We start from the raw sequence: 18,658 nt of genomic DNA, 5'->3' as shown, positions 1-18,658 counted from the left end.
TTGCTAGGTCAGGCATCCTGATCCACCTCGAGCCTGAGCTCCCGATAGGCAGCGACGAGCTCATCCTGGCTGAATGAGCGATTGCGCCCGCTCGGGTTGGGCAGCACCCAAGCGATGGCTCCTCCGAAGGGTGCGGGCTGGCGCCCCCAGGAGACGGTTCCGACGCCAAGCATCGCCGCATAGGCCGCCTTGCCCAGGAACGCGACGTAACGCGGGCGGTGCGCGAACACCCAGCGTTCGAAGCCTTCTCTGGCCGCGACGAACTCCGCGCGCGCCACGTCGTCGATACCCGAGGTCGGCCGCTCGACGACGCTGGTGACGCCCAAGCCGTAGTCCAGCAAACTCGCATCTTGCCGCGGATCCAGTTGGACCGGCGTGAAGCCCGCCAGGTGGAGCGTGCGCCAGAAACGATTGCTGTATCCGACGAAATGATGACCTGCCGCTGCTGCAGAGAGCCCTGGGTTCAGGCCGCAGAAGACGACCGAAAGGTGCGGCCGTACGATATCAGGCAGGGGCTTGCCCATGGACGCGCCGTCCTCCGTTGAGGGCCTCGGGGCCGCTGACGAACCGGTTTCCCTGCTCGTGGAAGCGCAGGACGCGCTGCGGATCCTGATACGCCGACAGACCGATCCTGACGCTGTCGACGATCGGGCCCGGTTCGCGGTCGGCGTGACCGATCCAAAGCGGGCCTTCCGCGCAGAGATCAAGGCCGTCCGCCCAGCCTTCGATGCGCAGCGCCTCGGTGAGACGGCCAGGACCGCGCGTGAGCTTCTGCGGAATCTTGGTCCCACGGTTCTGCTGCATGATCTCGATCCCGTCGAGCGGTTCCAGGGCGCGGATCAGGACGCCGGCCCCGACGCCCGCCGGCTCGCTCGAGACGTTCAGCATCCAGGAGACGCCGTAGTTGAGATAGACATAGGCATGGCCGGGCTCGAGGAACAGCGAGCGGGTGCGCGGCGTCGCGCCGCGAAAGGCGTGCCCCGCCGCATCGCCCACGACATAGGCCTCGGTCTCGACAATGCGACCGCTGGTGACGGCCTTCGACGTCTCACGGACGACGACCTTGCCGATCAGGAAGCGGGCCAGCGCGACCGTGTCGATCGGCAGTTCATCTTGCACCAGTCGCCGATAGATCACGCCGCCGCCTCCCGCCAACCGCCGCCCAGCGCTTTCACCAGCGCCAGGTCGAGGATGAAACCACGCGCCTCCAATGCCGCCACGGCTCTCTGCGCGGCCAGCATCCGATCCTCGGCGACCAGCACCGCCGTGAAATCGCTCGCGCCGGCGGCGTAGCGGCGCTTGGCCAGCGTCCAGGCGCCGGACGCGGCTTCCCGGGCTTGGAGCGTCTCGGCCAGCCGGCGGTCCAGGGCGCGTTGCGAGCTCACGGCGTCGGCGACCTCCTCGAGTGCCAGATTGAGGGTCGCGTCATAGGCGGCGACGGCGGCGTCGTAGTCGGCCCTCGCGACCTTGAAGCCCGCCTCGCGCCGGCCGCCGTCGAAGATCGGCAGGCCCAGGACGACGCCCGCCGAGCCAAGGTCGGAGCCGGCCTGGGCCAGACGGCCGACGCCCAGCGACTGGACGCCGATCAGGCCGACCAGATTGACGTTCGGATAGAAGGCCGCCCGCGCTGCATCGATGCGCCCCGAGGCGGCCTCGGCGCGCCAGCGGGCGGCGACGAGGTCCGGCCGACGGGCGATGAGCGCCGACGGCAGGTCGGCCGGCAGGCCCAGCCCGTGCAGCCGAGCGACGTCCGGCCGTTCGATCGCCGCGGCGCGGTCAGGCGCCTGCCCAATCAAGGTCGCCAGACGCAGGCGGGTCAGGGCGATCTGCTCGTCGGTCGCCTCCAACTCGGCGCGGGCCAAGGGCGGACCGACTTCGGCCTGCCGCAGCTCGGTTTCGGAATCATAGCCGCGCGCCGTCCGGCGACGGACGAGCTCCAGCGTCTGCTCACGCACGACCAGGCTGGCGGCCAAGGCGTCGCGGTCGGCGAACAGCCGCGCCAGATCGGCATAGGCCGCCGCGATCGCGGTCGAGACGATCAGCCGGGCGGCGGCCACATCCGCCTTGGCGGCGGCGGCCTCGGAGGTCGCCGCCGCGATCGCCGCGCGGTTGCGGCCCCGGAGATCCAGCTCATAGCCGAAGTCCAGGCTGGCCCGGCCGGTGTCGTTCCAGCCGCGCAGGGCGTTCGGCGTCGGGACCCCGGTGTTGTAGCTGGGCTTGGACGCCCCGAACGCGGCGCCGGACGAGACCGTCGGCAGCTCCACGGCCCTCGCCTGCCCCGCCAACGCCTCGGCGCGCCGCAGCCGGGCCTCGGCGATCGCGATGGTCGGGCCGTCCTGAAGCCCGGCCTCGATCAGGGCGGTCAGCTGAGGATCGCCGTAGTCCGCCCACCAGGCCTTGATCGGCCAGTCGGCGACGGGTCCGGACAACAGGCGCTGCTCGGTCACGACCTTCAGCGCCGGCTTGGCGCCAAGGTCGGGGGCGGCGCAGGCCGAGGCCAGCAGCGCGCCGGCCAGCGACAGGACGACGGCGCTACGCACGGTCGCCATCCGCGCAACGGAAGCCACCGAACAGGGCCGACAGGCCCGACGACCGGCCGGCGTGCGAGCCGATGGCGATCCTGGGCTCGACCGACATGCCCGATCCCAATCGGTTCAGGCCCGGCTGGCCGGCGTCGAACAGGATCCGCACCGGAAAGCGCCGGACGATCTTGGTGAAGTTGCCCGTGGCGTTGTCGGGCGGGATCACCGAGAACTCCGAGCCCGACGCGGCCGACAGGCTCTCGACAGTGCCGCAGAAGGTCTGGTCGCTGGCCGCGTCGACGCGGATCTGCACGCGGTCGCCGGCACGGATGCGCGACAGCTGCGTCTCGCGCAGATTGGCCTCGATCCACAACGCCTTGGTCGGGGCCACGGCCATCAGGCGCGTCCCCACCCCGACATATTCTCCCAGCCGGATGTTGCGCGCCGCCACCAGCCCCTCGCGCGGGGCGGTGATCACGGTGCTGGAGAGATCGTTGCGCGCCTTGAAGAGTTTGGCCTGCGCGCCCAGCTGGGCCGCCAGGTTGGCCTGGCGCTGCGCCTCAAGCACCTGCAGCTGGCGGCGCGCATAGGCCGACTGCGCCAGAGACTGGGCCATTGTCGATTGGGCGCGGACATCCTCGGCCGCGGCCTGGTCGTAGATCGAGCGGCTGACCGCGCCGTCGGTGACGAGATCCTTGGCGCGCCCGAAGTCGGCCTCGGCGCGGCGAGCCTGGGCCTTGGCCGAGGCGACTCCCGCATCCGAGACCAGGATCTGGGCCTGCTGCAGCGCGAACTGGGCGTCGATCTGCGCGGCGGCGGCCTTCTGCTGGGCCAGCGTCGCCTCGGCGTCGGCGACCGCCGCCTGGTAGTCGCGCGGATCGATGCGCGCCAGGACCTGTCCCGGCGCGACCCGGCGATTGTTCTCGGTGGCGACCTCGACGACATAGCCTGGGACCTTGGCGGCCACGAAGGTCAGGTCGCCGCGCACATAGGCGTTGTCGGTCGCCTCGAACGGCGTCACGCGATGCCACAGGCCATAGCCGGCGGCGATGGCGATCCCCAGGGCCGCCACCGAGGCGGTGGCGATGGCCACGCGCCGAGCAGAGGCGTGAGAGGTCGGCGGCGTGTTGGCGGGCGTTTCGGCCGGCGGGGTTTGGGTGGGGGCGCTCATACGAGATCCTTCTCAAGCGCTGGTTTTGGCGGGAATGGCGGGCAGGCGCGGCAGCGCCCAGACGAGGATGGCGGCCAGCAGCAGGCAGGCCGCGATGACGGCGAAGGTGTCGGAAAACCCCTGTGCGAAGGCCTGGGTCGCCGTAGACCGCGCCAGACCGGCCACGCCCGCGCCTTGGACGGCGCCCGGGTCGGCGCTCCACTTGGCGAGCGCGCCGGCGTGCGCGGCCAGGCGTTGGGTGATCGCCGGGTCGAGGAGGTCCAGGCTTTCGACCAGGCGCGCGGAGTGGAACTTCTCGCGCTCGACCAGGGTGTGGTTGGCCGCCGCCACGCCGGCGGCGAGGCCGATGACGCGGGCATAGTTGAACAGGATGCCCACGGTCGGCCCCTGCGTCGGCGGATGGACGTCGAAGGTGGCGAAGCGCAGCATCGCCACGCCGACGAACGCCTGCCCCGCCCCGATCAGCGCCAGCGGCCAGAAGAGCTCCGGCGCGGCCCAGTCGGGCGAGAGGAAAATCCCGCGCCAAGCGGCGGCCGCGAAGGCGGCCAGGCCCAGCGACAGGCTCCAGCGTGGGTCGAACCGGCAAGCCGCCCACCAAGCCGCTGGCCCGACCAGGACGGTGACCAGGGCCAGCGGCGCCAGCACCAGGGCCAGCTGCTCAATGCGATAACCTTGCAGCCGGACGAGGTACTGCGGCGTCGCCACGATGCCGAACATCAGGCCGAAACGGAAAAGCAGTTGGAAGACCAGCGCCCAGCTCAGCGTGGGCCGGGCGAAGAGTTCCAGCCGCAGCAGCGGCGTGGTCGCGCGGGGGATCAGCCGGATAGCCAGGATGAGCGCCAACGTCCCGCAGGCCAGGGCAGCGGTGACCCACCAGGTGTCGAACCAGAAGCGCCGCTCGCCCTCGCTGACGCCGACCAGCAGCAGGCCCAACGCCAGCGACAGCAGCGCGAAGCCGCCCCAGTCGGCGGCCCGCAGCCGCCTGGGATCGCCGCGCTCACCGGGCAGCACCAGGAAGGCCAGGGCGGCGTAGAGCAGCCCGATCAAGGCCTGCCCCCAGAACAGGGCGCGCCAGCCGCCAAGGTCGAGCAGCCAGGCGGCGACCAGCGCAGCCAAGCCTAGCCCCGCCGAGGCGGCGATGGAGAACACCGCCAGGCCCGCGACCCGCGCGCGGCCCGGCAGCGGGCTGGTCATGACCAGCAGCATCATGAAGGTCGGCATGGCCCCGCCGAACACGCCTTGCACGAGGCGCGCGGCGATCGTCCAGCCAAGGTCGGGCGCGATGGCGATCGCCAGGCTGCTGAGCGTGAACCCCACACCCAGCAGACGCATCGCCGCGCCGCGTCCGAACGCGCCGGCTGTGATCATCAGCAGCGGCTGGCCCAGCAATTGGCCGACATTGTAGACGGTGACGATCCAGGCCGTGTCGTCGGCGCTGGCCGACAATCCGCCGCCGATATCGCCCAGCAAGAAGATCACGCTGATCGGAAAGAGACCGCCGAGCAGCGCGCCGAAACCCGCCAGGGCCAGGGCGGCGATCGGGGCGCGGGGCGCTCCGGGCGCGAGATTGAGCGTGGACGAGGGCATGTGCCTGCGAGACCTGAACCGAGCCTCACAGGTATTCGCCTCGGCCACCGCCGATTAGCCGGTCGCCGCGTACTTCATTGTTACAGAAACAGCGCCAATCGCGCCGGGCTCAGATGGCCGGGCCGAGGATCTGGCTTTCGTCGCCCAGGCGCTGACGCAGGAAATCGATGAACACGCGCACACGCGCGGGCCGCGCCTTGGCCGGCGGCGTGAGGGCGTAGATCGGGATGGCGGCGACCGTCCAGTCGGCCAGCACGGTCTCCAGGGCGCCGCTCGCCAGCTCGCGCCGGACAAAGAGCTCGGGCTGGGCGGCCATGGCCAGGCCGGCGGTCAGAAGCGGAACGGCGGCCGCGGCGTTGTTGAAGCGATAGGCCGCTTCGATGCGCACCATCCGCTCGCCTTGCGTCGCGTGGCTCAGACGCCAGTCCAGGGGCAGCGGCAACTGGGTGAAGGCGATCGCGGGCAGCCGCACCAGATCCTCAGGGCTTTCGGGCCGGCCGTGCCGATCAAAGAACGCCGGCGCGCTCATGATCGAACGCTTCAGCGAAACCAGGCGCGTGACCTTCAGGGTCGAATCCGCGACCTCGCCGGGACGGATGGCCATGTCGAAGCCAGCGGTGATCAGGTCGACGGGGCTGTCGATGACCTGGAAGTCGAGTTCGATCTCGGGATAGAGCGCGAAGAAATCAGGCAGCAGCGGCGCCAGCGCCCGCACGCCAAAGGCCGCCGAGCAGGCCAGGCGAATAGGCCCCCTCGGGATCGCCGCCTCGTCCAGCAGCTCGGCCTCGATCGCCGCCCCGTCCTCCAGGATGCGCGCGGCGCGGACCAGGGCCGCGCGACCGCTGTCGGTCAGGGACAGCTTGCGGGTCGTGCGCGTCAGCAGCGTGTCGCGCAGGCGGGCCTCCAGGCGCGTCACCGCTCGCGAGACGCTGGCCTTGGTCAGGCCCAGCTCGCGGGCCGCCTCTGAAAACGAACCGCACTCTGCGACCTTGGCGAAGATCGCCCAGGCCTCAAAATCGGGTAGCTGCTGCATCGCCCAGTCTCCACGGCCACGGCCGAGTCTATACGGCGATAGAGCGCTTGCGCTTGCTCAGCAACGCGCATCCAGCGCCCGCAAACGGTTCCAGCAGGCCTCGACGCTTGGCAGGGCGCGCAGGATGGCGTCCTCGTGGCGGCGCCATTTGTCCGGGGCCGGCGGCGTATGGGTGTGGCGCGACAGCGGCAATTGGCTGGCGGTCCGCTTTTGCAGCGCGTCGTCGAAGGACGCACCGGCGAACGCGCAAAGACGGCGGGTGACCCCCACGGGATCGGCGAGGAAGTCGTGATAGGCGACGCTGGTCCAGTCCTCGGGCGGCAATTGCTGCAGGTCCTCGAGCGCGGTCTGGTTGGCGCTGCGCCATTGCCAGGCGGCGACCATTTCCGGCGGTGCGCCGCGCAAGGCCTGCCAGCCCGGCGGCAGGAGCAGCGACCAGGGCCCGTCCCAGCCGGGCAAGGCGCGGTAGGTCACCCATCCGCCGGCGCGCCAGGCTTCCAGGATGCTGGCCAGGTTTTCGTGCGGATCCCGCCACAGGAAGATGAACCGCGCGTCGGGGAAGATCTGTTTCAGGAACGGGATGCGCAGCGCGTTCTTCGGCGTCTTCTCCAGCAGCGGCGCGCCTTGCACGGGCGGACGCCCCTCTGGTCCTTGCAGGCGCGACAGCGCGGCCTCGCGGATGGCGGCGCTGATCTCGACAGTCGCGTCGGCGGCGGTCAGCCGGTTGGAGTCCACGCCCGGCGCGCCAGGGCGCAGCGCGGCATGGTCCTCGACCAGCCAGTGGGCCTCGCCGCCGAAACTGTTGAAGCTCGGCGTGGCAGCCAGGGTCTCGAACAAGAGCGTGCTGCCCGAGCGCGGGGCGGCGATGATGAAGACCGGCTTCCGCAGCGCCGGCTCAACGGCGCCCTGCCCGCGCGAAACACGCGGCGCGACCTCTTCCGCCACCAGATGCTGCAGCACGCGCTTTTCCAGCACGTGCAACGCGCTGACGGCGTTGGTGCGCATGACCAGGCCTTCGGCCAGCGGTTTAGCGGCCTGGTGCACGGCGCGCGCCAGGCGCAGGAAGTCGGCGCGGGCCTGGCCCTCCACGCCATGCAGGGCGCTCAGCTGACGCCAGTCCTGCACGAAGTTCTCCAGCAGCTTGCCGAACCGCGCGACCCGCGTCCTGGCCTCGGCGGAGTCGGTCGCCACTGACAGCTCCGCGCGCAGGTCGTCGACCAGCCACTGCACCTCGGCGGCGGGCATCACCGGCGAGCGCTGATCGTTCTCGGTCAGCAGCGGCGCCCTGTCGCCCGGCTCCCAGCCGACGGTCCGCCACTGGTCGCGCGGCGGCGTGGGTCCGCAGGCGAACTGCCAGAACGACGCCGTGCCGGTGGTGTCGGCCACCAGGTGGATACGCTCCTGATCGGCGTTGTTCTCCACATGGTGGCGGCGCCAGTTGTCGAAGATCCAGGCCTCGCCGGCGGCCATGTGCACGGCCTCGCGGTCGCAGTGGAACCGCACCTCCGGCTGGGTGAAGACCGGAATGTGCAGCCGCACCCGCGTGTGCCAGTGATAGTTGATATCGGCGTGCTCGGGCACGTTCGCGCCGGGCGCCAGGCGCATCAGCCGCGAACGGCTCCAAACCACCCCGAAGCCGGCCAGGACCTGGCGTGCATACGGCATGCTCTCGAGCCAGCGCGTCGGCAGCATCTGTCCATGCACGGAATCCGTCTCGGCCCCGCCCGAGCTGATCAGCCGCGCGGCGCTGTTGCCGGGCACCTGGTCCGGATGGGCGACCCAGGCCTCGTGCGGCAGGGCCGCCACCTCGGCCTGCAACCGGGCGACGTCGAACAGCACGGGGAGCTGGAAGAAGGGGCGCGACAGCCGCATGGTTTAGTCCCTGTAGCCGGTCACGGCGTCGCCCAGCGCGTCTCGCAGCGGCGCCAGCCAGGGCGCGTAGCGCTCCCACTGCGTGAGCCCCTCGCGCCCGATCGGCTGGCGCACCTGTTCGGAGCTGGGGGTGCGCACGCTGCGCCGGGTCTCGTGGAAGGCCAGGCAGGCCGGCTCGAAGGCCAGCCCGCAGTGCTCCAGCATCCGCCGCACGCCGTGCTCAAGATCCTCGACCACGTCCTCATAGGGCACGCGCAGCACCCGCCCCGGCAGCACCTGCTCCCAGTGCCGCATCAGGTCGAGATAGACGCGGTAGTAACGAGCGATGTCGCCCGCCCCATAGGTGAATTCCTGGTTGGTCGTGCCGAACAGCTGCTTGAGGTTGGAAAAGCCGCAGGCCATCGGCTCGCGCCGCACGTCGATGATCGTGGCGCGCGGCAGGACCAGCTGGATCAGGCCGATGTGCCAGAAGTTGTTGGGCATCTTGTCGATGAAGAACGGCCGCCCCAGCTGCCGGTAGACCTGTGTTTCCGCCAGGAACCGCTCGCCCAGCGCCCTCGCCTCCCTGACCGTTAGGCGCAGCAGCGCTTCGGGATCCACTGGCAGGCCGCAGTCGGGATCGTGGCCGCAGAGCTCGCCGACATAGCGGCCGATCTCGGTCAGTTCCTGCGTCCCCTCCACCTGGGAATGCGAGGCCAGGATCTGCTCGATTAGGGTCGAGCCCGAACGCGGCAGCCCCACGACGAAGATCGGCGTAGGATCGTCCACGCCCCAGCCGGCGCGCTCGGCGAAGACCTCAGCGGTGAACACCTGCTTCAGCCGCTGCGCGCAGGCTTCCGCGACCTCTGGACGCCAATGGCCGGCGGCGCGCCGCGCGGCGTTGCCGCGTTCGTAATATCGCCACGAGGCTTGGTAGTCGCCCTGGTCCTCCAGCGCCTTGCCCAGGGCGAAGCACAGATAGACGCGGTCCATGTCCTGGACGGCGTTACGGGTCTCGGCGGCGCGCATGCCGGCGACGTCATCTTCGGTGAAGCGGAAGGTCTTGAGGTTGGCGAGGCTGAACCAGGCCACGCCGTTGTCCGACCGCGCGGCCAGGGAGGCGCGATAGTCGGCGATGGCTTCGTCCTGCCGGCCGGTGACCTTCAGGGCGTTGGCGCGCCACAGCCGCAGGTCGGCGGCTTCCACCTCCGATCGGGGCTGCTCCAGCAGCCGCGCATAGAGATCGATCACCGGCTCGTGGTCGCCCAGGGCGACGCAGGCCGCGCCGTACTGCTTGAGGTATTCGCGATTGTCTGGATCGTGCGCGAGCAGCCGCTCGGCCTCCCGTCGCGCCGCGAGGGGCTTGCGCCCTTGCAGCAGCACCATGGCGTAGTCGAAGCGCGCGGCGTGGTAGTCCGGCGCGCCCTCCAGCGTCGATCTCAGCAAGGTCTCGGCCTCGTCGAGCGCGCCGAGTTCCGTGCGGACCCGCGCCAGCAGACGCAGGGCGCCGACATTGCCGCCATCCTGATGCAGATAGTCCCGCAGGATCGTCTCGGCCGGCGCTAGGTCACCATCCGCGAACAGGCTGTTGGCCGCCACCACCGCCGACGGCAGCTGCGTCAGCGTGACCAGGTTGCGCGCCGCGTCAGCCGCCTGGACGGTGTCGCCCAACAGGCGATAGAGCTGCTCCAGCATGTCCCAGCTGGCCGGCAGCGTCGGATTCAGGCGCACGGCCTCCCGCAGCGCCGCGATGGCCGCGTGGCCGTCCCGCTGCAGGACGAGGCAATGGCCGCGCTCCTGGTAGAGACGGCTGAACCGGGGATGCAGCGCCTCCAGCCGGGCCAGCACGGCCAGGGCGTCCGGGATGCGTTGGCCGGCCCGAAGGTCCCTGGCCTCCTGCAACAGGGCCTCGCGCTCGCTCATCGCGCCGCGCTCGCCCGCAGGAACGGCTCCAGCCAGTCCGGGTCCGGCTGGTCGGCGTCGTAATATTCGAAGATCAGGTGGATGCGGTCGGTCTCGCCGTCGTTGCGCACCCAGTGCGGGCCGAGGTTATTGACCTCGACCGCCTCGCCGACCGGTAAAAAGCGCTCCTCGCCGCCAAAGAAACTGACCACGCCGGGATTGGTCGTGAGCGGCACGTGGATCTTGTGCGGCCACTTCGCCGCCGGATTGGCGTCGACATGCGGATGGATCACGCCGCCCGGCGGCATCCTGGCCAGCATCACGCGCGGGAACACGCCGCGCGCATAGCCGTAGTCACCGACCGCCGCCGCCAGCACGGGCTCCAGCAGAGCGCGCCATTGCGGCCAGGCCGGGCGATCGTGCGCGCCGCGCCAATCACGCGGGTTGTCGATGAAGCGGAAGACGATATGGCGGGTCGCGCCCAGCGCCTCGAACCGGTTGGGCTTGTCGGCGTTCTCGGCCGCCCAGACATCCTCCGGGATCGCCAGCACGGCCGCCCGCAGCGCGGTGATGTCGACGAGGCCCAGCGCGCGGACGCTGGTGGTCTTGCGCGGATTGGCGGCGGGGGCGCTCATCGCCGGCCCTCGAAGTCGTAGCCGAACAGGGTCAGGTCCTGGGCGTAGCGCGCGGCGACGCCGTCGATCAGCGCCTGGTCGTAGTACTGGCGATAGTCGCCGTGCTGGCTGCCGTTGACCCGGTCGAGCGGCCGCGAGGGGATGCCGATGCGGGCGCAGATCGCGTCGTACGAACCCTGCATGTCCTCGACCCGGCCGACCGCGTCGGCCAGCAAGGTTTCGCCGTCCTCATCCACCAGCAGCGACGCCTGCGGCTGAAACAGGATGTGCTGCTGGGGCGGGTCGACGAACAGGAAGTGGCGCATCGCCTCGCGCGGCTGGCGCGCGAAGACGTCGCCGCCCCGCAGCATGAAGGCGCAGTACGAGATGAAGCGGTCGAACGGATTGCGCACGAAGGCGAACTTGAAATAGCCGTCGAAGGCCTCCTGCCCCAGATGCGGACGCACCTGGTTCAGGGCCAGGTGGCCATGGCGGATCGCCGCCAGGTCCGCCCACGGGAAGCGCTTGTCGACGAACAGCCCCACCTGCTCGACGTCGCCCTCGCCCAGTTGCTCGCGCAGGGCCTGGCGCACGGCGTGGGTGCCGGTCTTGGGCACGGCGGCGAAGATGAAACGGTGGCTGTTAGAAACGATCATCGGTCTGGACACACGGGAAGGGCGCCAGCCTCCCGAAGCAAGCGGGCGCCCAGCCTAGCGTGCGCTCATGTCAGAACTTGTAGCTGAGGCCCATCATGTAGGTCCGACCACTTTGGGTCTGGTTGTAGAGGTAGCGGTTCTGACCCCAGAACTGCGTGTCCTTCTGGTTGGTCAGGTTGATCGCATCCAGCGACAGCTGGAGCTTGTCGGTGATGTTGTAGAAGGCCGCCGCGTCCACATAGGTAGACCCCTCGAAGCCGCGCGTGCTGGCGCTCATCACGTCGTCGCTGTGGCCCGTGTACCAGCGGTTACGGTGGCTCAGCGCCCCCCGCAGACCCCAGTTGTCGGTCTCGTAGTAGAGCGTGACGTTGTAGCTGGTCGGCGAGATGCCGGTGAGCGCCTCATCAGCGTCCACGTGGGTGTAGTTGGCCACCAGGCCCAGGCCGTCGAACGGCGCCGGCAGGAACGAGAGCTGGGTCTGCATGGCCAGCTCGACGCCGGTCAGCTTCTTCTTGCCCTCGACGTTGATGGGCATCGAGAATTCCGAGACGATGGTGTTGGCCGTCGCGCCCGGAATGGTCGTGAACGGCACGCCGGTCTGGCTGAACGGCACGTTCTCCAGGGTCAGCGAGCCGATGAAGTTCTCGATGCTCTTGTGGAACACGCTGGCCGACAGCAGACCGACCTTGCCGAAGTAGTACTCGACCGACACGTCCAGCGTGGTGTCCTTGTAGGGCTTCAGGTTCGGGTTGCCGCGCGAGGCGGTGATCTCGCCCGAGCTGTCGTCCTTAAAGGCGCTGCCCTCGGCCGCCATCGAACCCAGGCCCGGACGGTTCAGGTTCTTGGAGGCGGCGAAGCGCACCAGCACTTCGGGCGTCAGTTCCAGCACCGCGTTCATGGCCGGCAGCACGCCGTCATAGCTGCCGCTCACATCGGTGGTGCCCAGATAGGCGTAGCTGTCGCCCTGGATCCAGCCGGTGCTGTGGGTGTCGGTCTGGTAACCGCGCAGGCCGACATTGCCGCGGAAGCGCATGCCGCCGATCTCGCTGTCCCAGTCCGCCTGCACGTATTCGGAAATGGTCTTTTCCGTGGTCGTGTAGACGTTCTCGATGTCCTGCAGCGCGCCGCCCGTGCCGTCCGTGTTCTGCTCGAACCGGTGGTATTCCTTGTACTTGGCGAATGCCTTGTCATAGTCGCCGATCAGCCACGAGCCGAAGCTGTTCTTGAACACTGAGGTGACGTCGCCGACCGCTGTGCCGCGCATCTTCGAGCGGGTGCCGTTGACGTTGTCGTCATAGAACACGTCGCGGCCGCCCTGGACGAAGCGGTGATAGGCGACACCGGCGCGCAGCGTGAAGACGTCGTTCAGCTCATAGCGGGCGTTCAGCACGCCTTCCTTCAGCTCCGACTCGTTGTTGAAGCCGCGGTAGTAGAACGAGTCCATCGCGTAGTTGGCCGCGTTGGTCGGATCCCAGCCCGGATACTGGAAGTCCGCCGACTGGCCGTCCGCGCCGTAGTTGGCGATCAGGTTGCCCTTGGCGCGCATGTACAGCTTGTCGTCGTACGGCGTCCTGTAGGTCGACTTCTCGTAGCCGGCGTGGCCGTCGATCGTCAGGCGCTCGGAGGCGTTCCACTCGCCGGTCAGGGCGATCTGGTTGAAGCGGTTCTTGTTCAGCGAGCGACGGTGCTCGCTGCCAAACGTCGTGCCGGTGACGTCGGTCATGGTGACGTAGTTGTTGGCGTCCCAGGCCAGGTTGTTGATCACCGAGCCCTTCTGGAAGGCCGCGGGCCAGACGCCGCCGGCCGGGGCGTCGAACGCGATCGAGCCGTCGGAGTTCAGCGGACGGGTGGCCAGGTGCAGCTCGTCGCGGTGGGTGGTGAACCGGCCGTGCAGCGCGTCCAGCGTGAACAGCAGGTTGTCCGTCGGCTTCCATTGCAGCGCGGCGGTCACGCCCAGGCGCTCCATCTTGGCGTCCCACGAGGACAGACGGTTGCCGTCGGCGAAGATCAGGTCGCCGGACAGGAACTTGGTCTTCTGCGCGGCGGTCAGCTTGGAGATGTCCAGGCCCGCGGCGACCATCGACGCCAGCTTCGACGCGTCCGGCTGGTCGTAGTTATAGGTGTTGTGGCCCTGCTCGGTGGTCCGGCGCTTGGCATAGGCGACCGAGACCAGCGCGCCGAACTTGTTGTCCCAGTTGTAGCTGAACAGGCCGGCGACGCGCGGCTGGGTGTCCTTGGTGTACTGGTTGGTGCCGGCCTTGATGGACACGGCGCCTTTGGCGCCGGGGGCGTAGTCGAACGGCTTGCCGGTGAACAGGCCGACCGTGCCGGCCATGCCGCCTTCGTTCTGCGACGCCTGATAGGTCTTCTCGACCTCGACCTTCGAGAACAGTTCCGAGGCGAAGATGTTGAAGTCGAAGGCGCGGTCGCGCGAGCGCTGGCCACGGCTGTCTTGCGCCGAGTCGACGTTGCCCAGCACTTCCATGCCGTTCAGCTGGACGCGGGCGAAGTCGGGACCCAGGCCCCGTAGCGAGATGCGTCGGCCTTCGCCGGCTTCGCGGTTGATCTGCACGCCTGGCAGGCGCTGCAGCGACTCGGCCAGGTTCAGTTCCGGGAACTTGGCCATGTCTTCAGCGACGATGGCGTCCTTCTGGATGACCGAGTCGCGCTTGAGGGTGCGCGCGTCGGCCAGCGACTTGCGGTAGCCGGTGACGACGACCTCGTCGACCGTATCTCCGGCGGCCTGCTGCGCGAACGCAAGCCGCGGGCTGGCCCCGGCGACCAGCACCGCGACGGTGGCGAACAGAAAGCGTTTCAGGTTCGAGCGAGCAGCCCGAACGGCGTATGGCTTCGACATGAGGTATCCCCTGCCCTCAACTGGTATGGACCAGACAGGTTAAAGCAGCCTGCGGCGACACCCGCGTGACAGTCGGCGCCTTCGCGCAAGAATTTGTCGACTTCCCGCCAGAGCATCGTGAAGACGGGCACAGAACGACGCATACAGCTGATCGCTCTCACACGATCCGGCGTGCGGCCGCGTCATGGGTCGAGGTGACGATTTCGTGCAACCGCCTGGCCTGGAAAGCCAAGCTTCCGTCAGATCGCGGATGGAAAGCGCGATCTGGACTATACCAAATATTGATATAAGGCCTAGCCGCTCGTCAGGGCCGCTCGCCGCGTTCGATCCGGGTTTCGATATCGGCCAGCACGAGCGCGAGGTCGGCGACGCTTTCGATCACGTAGTGCGCGCCGGCCGCGCGCAGCGCCTGGGCCGACGCCCCGATCCGCGCGGCGCGTTCGGCCTCAGGCAGAATCGCCAGGGCGGCCGCCTCAAGGCCTATGCCATTGCCGGAGGCCGAGAGCCCCACGGTCCAGGCGCCGACCTGCAGCCCTTCGCCGATGCCGACGACCGCGTCGTCGACCTTGACGCAGGCGCGCGCCGGCCAGGCGCCAAGCTCCACCAGGCCCTTCCACATCATCAGGGGCGAAGGCCGTCCCGCCGCCGTCTCGCCCGCGCAGATCACCGAGTCCGGGGCATAGCCCTGCTCGGCCGCCAGCGGCAGGATGTCGGCCATCATCGGGCGGGTGTAGCCGGTGGTCGAGCCGATCTTCACGCCCCGCGCCCGCAGGTCGGCGGCGATCGCGGCCGCGCCGGGGATCAGCGTCGCGCAGTCCCGCGCGGCGGCGCGCATCCTGGGCTCGACCGCGTCGTGCAGACGGTCGACATCGGCTTCGGCGGGGGCCGCGCCATGGCGCTCCTTCCAGAGCCCGGCGATGCGCGGCACGGCCAGCAACGCCCGTACGTGGTCGCGCTTGGCCTTGCCCATGTCGGCCCGCGCTTCGGCCTCGGAGATCTCGACGCCCGCCTCGACGAAGACCTCGCGCAGAGCTACGACCGGCGCGCGGCAGCCGAAGTCGATCATGGTGCCGGCCCAGTCGAAGACGACGGCCTGAATGGGACTGCGGATCATGCGGCGGCTCCTTGGTCGGGCAGGTCGTACAGGCCGGCGATCACGCCCTCGGCCAGGCCGAAGGCGGTCGAGGCGCCGGTTCCACCCGTCACCACCACCAGGCGCACACGCGACATCGGCGCCTCGACCAGGCTGTGGCCCGCAGCCGAAGCGTAGGTTCCCGTCCAACGCTCCAGCACCGGCGGCGCGGCCCGGCCGAACACCTTGGCGAACTCGTCCAGGATCAGGGCGTCGACATCGTCGCGCGAGAAGGGATCGGGCGTGGCGGCATAGTGGTGGCTATCGCCGACCACCAGCGAACCGTCTGCGCTCTGGGCCACGATCAGGTGGACGCCGTGCTCCAGGTGCGCGGCCTGCTCGGCTTCCAGCCGCGCGCGCAGGGCGCCCGCCTCCGGCAGCGCCGCGTAACCCAGGTAACGCACGAGACCCAGGTCCGACATCACCGGCGCGGGCAGCCGCCAGCCCGGAGCGGCCAGGCGCAGCATCTGCAGCTTGCAGCGCGTCACCTCGGCGCGGGCGAAGCTTTCGGGGAACAGGGTGACCAGGTCATCGCCCGGACAGACCACGATGGCCTCCGCTCGAACGACGCCGGCCGAGGTCTCCAGCCGTCCAGTCTCGACGCCGCGCACCGCGACACCACGCAGGAAGGTCACCCGGTTGACGGTCCCGAGCCAGGCGGCCAAGCGCGGGATGGCGGTGCGGGATTCCACCCGCAGGTCGACAGAACTGGTTAGGGCGCCGAGCGCATCCCCCTGCCCTGGCAGCCGGTCGCCCAGTTCGCCGGCGTCGCGCCAGGCGCAACCCTCGGCCATCTCGGTCTCGAGGAAGGCCTCCAGCACGGCCTTGGCCTCCGGACGTCGCGCGACCATGGTCAGGCCGCGCTGCAGCACCTCGATCCCGGCCGGACCGGCGACCTCGTCCCAGACCTGGGCTGAGCGCCGCGCCCGCCGCCAGACCTCGCCCCGCGCCTGCCCGGTGACGGTCACGAAGCCGAAGTTGCGCACCGAGGCGCCGTTGGCCTGAGCGTCGCGGTCGATCACCACGACGCGCTTGCCGAGACGGGCGGCGGCCAGGGCATGGGCCAGGCCCACCACGCCGGCGCCGATGACGGCGAGATCGAAGGAGCGCTCCAAGGTCAGGGCTCGACGACTTGGCCGACGGCGGAGAACGCCGTCGCGCCCTGCCCGCTCGCCGACCGCGCCCGGCGGCCCAGGAAGTACAGTCCGGCCAGGATCGTGCAGACCGCGCCGACCGCGCTGGTCGCGTAGATGCTGGTGACGAAGAAGCCCAGCCAGTTGAGGTCGACCATGGCGAAGTTGCGCCAGACCAGCAGGGCCACGCTGCCCAGATAGCCCGAGGCGTCGGCGACATAGATCAGGAAGCCCGCCGTGCCGACCCGGCCGCTGAAGGCGATCATCCGGTCGAACAGCATGGCGTTGAACGGCGTGTAGGCCATGTAGAGGCCCGCGCCGGTCAGGATCATCCAGGTCAGCGGCGTCAGCAGATGCGCCTGGAACGCCAGGGTCGAACCACCCAGCAGCAGGAAGCCGGCCAGGATCACGCCGTGCATGACCAGCAGGGCCCGCAGGTTGTCGCGCACCAGCATCACCGCGCCCATCACGACCAGCGACACCAACGCGACCGGCAGCTCGCTGGCCGTGAAGACGCCCGAAGCCTCACCAAAGCCCAGGGTCGCCCAGATCTCGGCGGCGAAGTTGTCACGGAAGTCGCGCAGGGCCGTCAGCAGGATGTAGGACAGCACCAGCAGCACGATGCCCGGCGCATAGGCGGCCAGAAAGGCGCGGCGCTGGGCCAGGTCCATCGACTGGCGGCGCACGCGGGCGGCCTCGTCGGCGGCGCTGGGCGGCGGCAACTGCACCAGGGCCCAGACCGAGATCGCCAGCAGCGGCATGAAGATCGCGCCGGTGGTGGCCGGCATCCAGAACGGCGAGACGTGGATGTCGACCATCAGCCACTTGCCGACCGACTTCACGACGCCCGACGACAGGATGAAGCTGGCGCACAGGATGGCGCCCAGCACTTCGGAGATGCGGCGGCCTTCCATGAAGCCGAACACCAGGCCCCAGATCATGCCCAGCGGCAGGCCGTTCAGGAACAGCGCCGCGACATTCCAGGGCGCGGGCACGACCGCGAAGGCCAGCAAGGCGACCCACGAGACGCCGATCAGGCCCAGGATCGCCGCGCCGCGATGGCGAGGCGCGATCTCCGAGATCACCTTGACCCCGATCATCTTGGATAGGGCGTAACCGGCGACCTGGGCCAGGACGAGCGCGATCTTGTAGTCGACCGCGAAGCTCCAGCCCTCGACCGTCCCGAAGGTCGCCGCCGCGAACGGCTTGCGGAAGGCGTACATCGAGAAGTAGGCGCAGAAGCCGGCCAGGCCCGCGAACAGGGTGAAGGCCAGCGGATTGGCCCGCTCCAGCCAGCGCCGAGGACCAGTCGTCATGGAAACGCTCCTTGATGGAGCGTTTTGGTCTATACCACTTGCATGTCGACTCGATGACGGCCGACGCGGCCTATCGGACGCGGATGTCCACGCTGACCGTCAGGGCGTCGTGACGCCAGTACTCGCGGTCGAACTCGACCACCTCGCCCTGGGCGTCGTAGCAGGTCCGCACCAGGCTCAACCCCGGCAGGCCCGACTTGACCCGCAGGGCCTCGGCCTCGTCGCGGGTCAGGGCGCAGGGCCGCATGTCGACCTTGTTGCGCGCGACGCCGATGCCATAGACCGACTTCAGCACGCTGGTGAGCGAACCGTTGAGATCGTGCTCGATCAGACCCGGCGCGCGGGCGGCGTCGACGACGATGCTCTCGATCAGCACCGCGCGGCCGTCGATCGAGCGCCGGCGCCGGATCCAGTACATCGGCGAACCGACCGGGCGCGAGAAGATCTGAGCCAGCATGCCGTCGGCGGCGATCTCAACCTTGCTCAGCGTCTCGGTCTCGGGCCGCCGTCCTTGCGCCTCGACATAGGACATGAACCCTTCCCAGCGCGTGGGATCATACGAGACCGGCGGCGGCGAGACGTACCAGCCGCTGCGATCCTTGCGGTAGATGACCCCCTCGGCCTCGAGCTGGAACAGGGCCTCGCGCACCGTGCCGCGCGCCACGCCGCCGCCGATCTGCAATTGGCGCTCGGACGGCAGGCGCTCGCCCGGCTTGAACTCGCCGGCCGAGATGCGCGCGGCGATGTCGTCGCGCACGCCGAGATACTGAAGACTTTCGGGCTGCTGCATCGAACGACCTGGTCAGCGGTCGAATCCCGCCTCGCGCGAGGATGGGAGGGCGCTTCTCCGGGGTCAAGGAAGCCGATCGGCGGTCCGCCGCGCC

Annotated in this window: 15 protein-coding genes; all 15 read right to left on the bottom strand. The window is 69.5% G+C overall.

What is annotated here, in order from left to right; genetic code table 11:
* Positions 1-8: 8 nt before the first annotated feature.
* The 15 genes from mug to AC1RR5_RS06840 all read right to left on the bottom strand — a co-directional run bounded on the left by mug (position 9) and on the right by AC1RR5_RS06840 (position 18,564).
* Complete coding sequence (mug, locus tag AC1RR5_RS06910; protein WP_492920446.1) at positions 9-524, bottom strand: G/U mismatch-specific DNA glycosylase; 516 nt, start codon at positions 522-524, stop codon at positions 9-11.
* Positions 505-1,137: a DNA-3-methyladenine glycosylase gene (locus tag AC1RR5_RS06905; protein ID WP_492920444.1), complete on the bottom strand. Its 633-nt coding sequence runs from the start codon at positions 1,135-1,137 to the stop codon at positions 505-507. Before AC1RR5_RS06905 ends, mug begins: the two co-directional genes overlap by 20 nt.
* Positions 1,134-2,549 carry an efflux transporter outer membrane subunit gene (locus AC1RR5_RS06900; RefSeq protein WP_492920442.1) on the bottom strand — a complete coding sequence of 472 codons (1,416 nt, stop codon included), beginning with the start codon at positions 2,547-2,549 and terminating at the stop codon, positions 1,134-1,136. Before AC1RR5_RS06900 ends, AC1RR5_RS06905 begins: the two co-directional genes overlap by 4 nt.
* A complete protein-coding gene (locus AC1RR5_RS06895) occupies positions 2,533-3,693 on the bottom strand; it encodes an HlyD family secretion protein (protein ID WP_492920440.1) in 1,161 nt (386 codons plus the stop codon). Before AC1RR5_RS06895 ends, AC1RR5_RS06900 begins: the two co-directional genes overlap by 17 nt.
* Before the next feature lie 12 nt (positions 3,694-3,705).
* A complete protein-coding gene (locus tag AC1RR5_RS06890; protein WP_492920438.1) occupies positions 3,706-5,280 on the bottom strand; it encodes an MFS transporter in 1,575 nt (524 codons plus the stop codon).
* Between the two features lie 109 nt (positions 5,281-5,389).
* Positions 5,390-6,313, bottom strand: coding sequence for a LysR family transcriptional regulator (locus tag AC1RR5_RS06885; protein WP_492920436.1), 924 nt, complete (start codon positions 6,311-6,313; stop codon positions 5,390-5,392).
* 57 nt (positions 6,314-6,370) lie between these two features.
* Positions 6,371-8,185: a sulfotransferase gene (locus AC1RR5_RS06880; protein ID WP_492920435.1), complete on the bottom strand. Its 1,815-nt coding sequence runs from the start codon at positions 8,183-8,185 to the stop codon at positions 6,371-6,373.
* A gap of 3 nt (positions 8,186-8,188) precedes the next feature.
* Positions 8,189-10,087: a tetratricopeptide repeat-containing sulfotransferase family protein gene (locus AC1RR5_RS06875; protein WP_492920434.1), complete on the bottom strand. Its 1,899-nt coding sequence runs from the start codon at positions 10,085-10,087 to the stop codon at positions 8,189-8,191.
* The gene (locus AC1RR5_RS06870) at positions 10,084-10,701 is read right to left on the bottom strand and encodes an aspartyl/asparaginyl beta-hydroxylase domain-containing protein (protein ID WP_492920433.1); all 618 of its coding nucleotides are present in this window, start codon (positions 10,699-10,701) and stop codon (positions 10,084-10,086) included. Before AC1RR5_RS06870 ends, AC1RR5_RS06875 begins: the two co-directional genes overlap by 4 nt.
* Positions 10,698-11,336, bottom strand: a complete 639-nt coding sequence (locus AC1RR5_RS06865) for a sulfotransferase family 2 domain-containing protein (protein WP_492920432.1) — start codon at positions 11,334-11,336, stop codon at positions 10,698-10,700. The genes AC1RR5_RS06870 and AC1RR5_RS06865 overlap by 4 nt, the downstream gene beginning before the upstream one ends.
* 70 nt (positions 11,337-11,406) lie before the next feature.
* Positions 11,407-14,193, bottom strand: a complete 2,787-nt coding sequence (locus AC1RR5_RS06860) for a TonB-dependent receptor (protein ID WP_492920431.1) — start codon at positions 14,191-14,193, stop codon at positions 11,407-11,409.
* A 304-nt stretch (positions 14,194-14,497) separates the two neighbouring features.
* A complete protein-coding gene (phnX, locus tag AC1RR5_RS06855) occupies positions 14,498-15,307 on the bottom strand; it encodes a phosphonoacetaldehyde hydrolase (RefSeq protein ID WP_492920430.1) in 810 nt (269 codons plus the stop codon).
* Positions 15,304-16,440, bottom strand: a complete 1,137-nt coding sequence (locus AC1RR5_RS06850) for a TIGR03364 family FAD-dependent oxidoreductase (RefSeq protein ID WP_492920429.1) — start codon at positions 16,438-16,440, stop codon at positions 15,304-15,306. Before AC1RR5_RS06850 ends, phnX begins: the two co-directional genes overlap by 4 nt.
* Before the next feature lie 2 nt (positions 16,441-16,442).
* Complete coding sequence (locus AC1RR5_RS06845; RefSeq protein ID WP_492920428.1) at positions 16,443-17,774, bottom strand: DUF5690 family protein; 1,332 nt, start codon at positions 17,772-17,774, stop codon at positions 16,443-16,445.
* A gap of 70 nt (positions 17,775-17,844) precedes the next feature.
* Positions 17,845-18,564 carry a UTRA domain-containing protein gene (locus AC1RR5_RS06840; RefSeq protein ID WP_492920426.1) on the bottom strand — a complete coding sequence of 240 codons (720 nt, stop codon included), beginning with the start codon at positions 18,562-18,564 and terminating at the stop codon, positions 17,845-17,847.
* Positions 18,565-18,658: the final 94 nt, after the last annotated feature.

The organism is Caulobacter sp. GW821-FHT11E11, assembly GCF_058808315.1.
The sequence above is the reverse complement of the archived record's forward strand: the minus strand, read 5'-3'. Positions and strand labels throughout refer to the sequence as shown.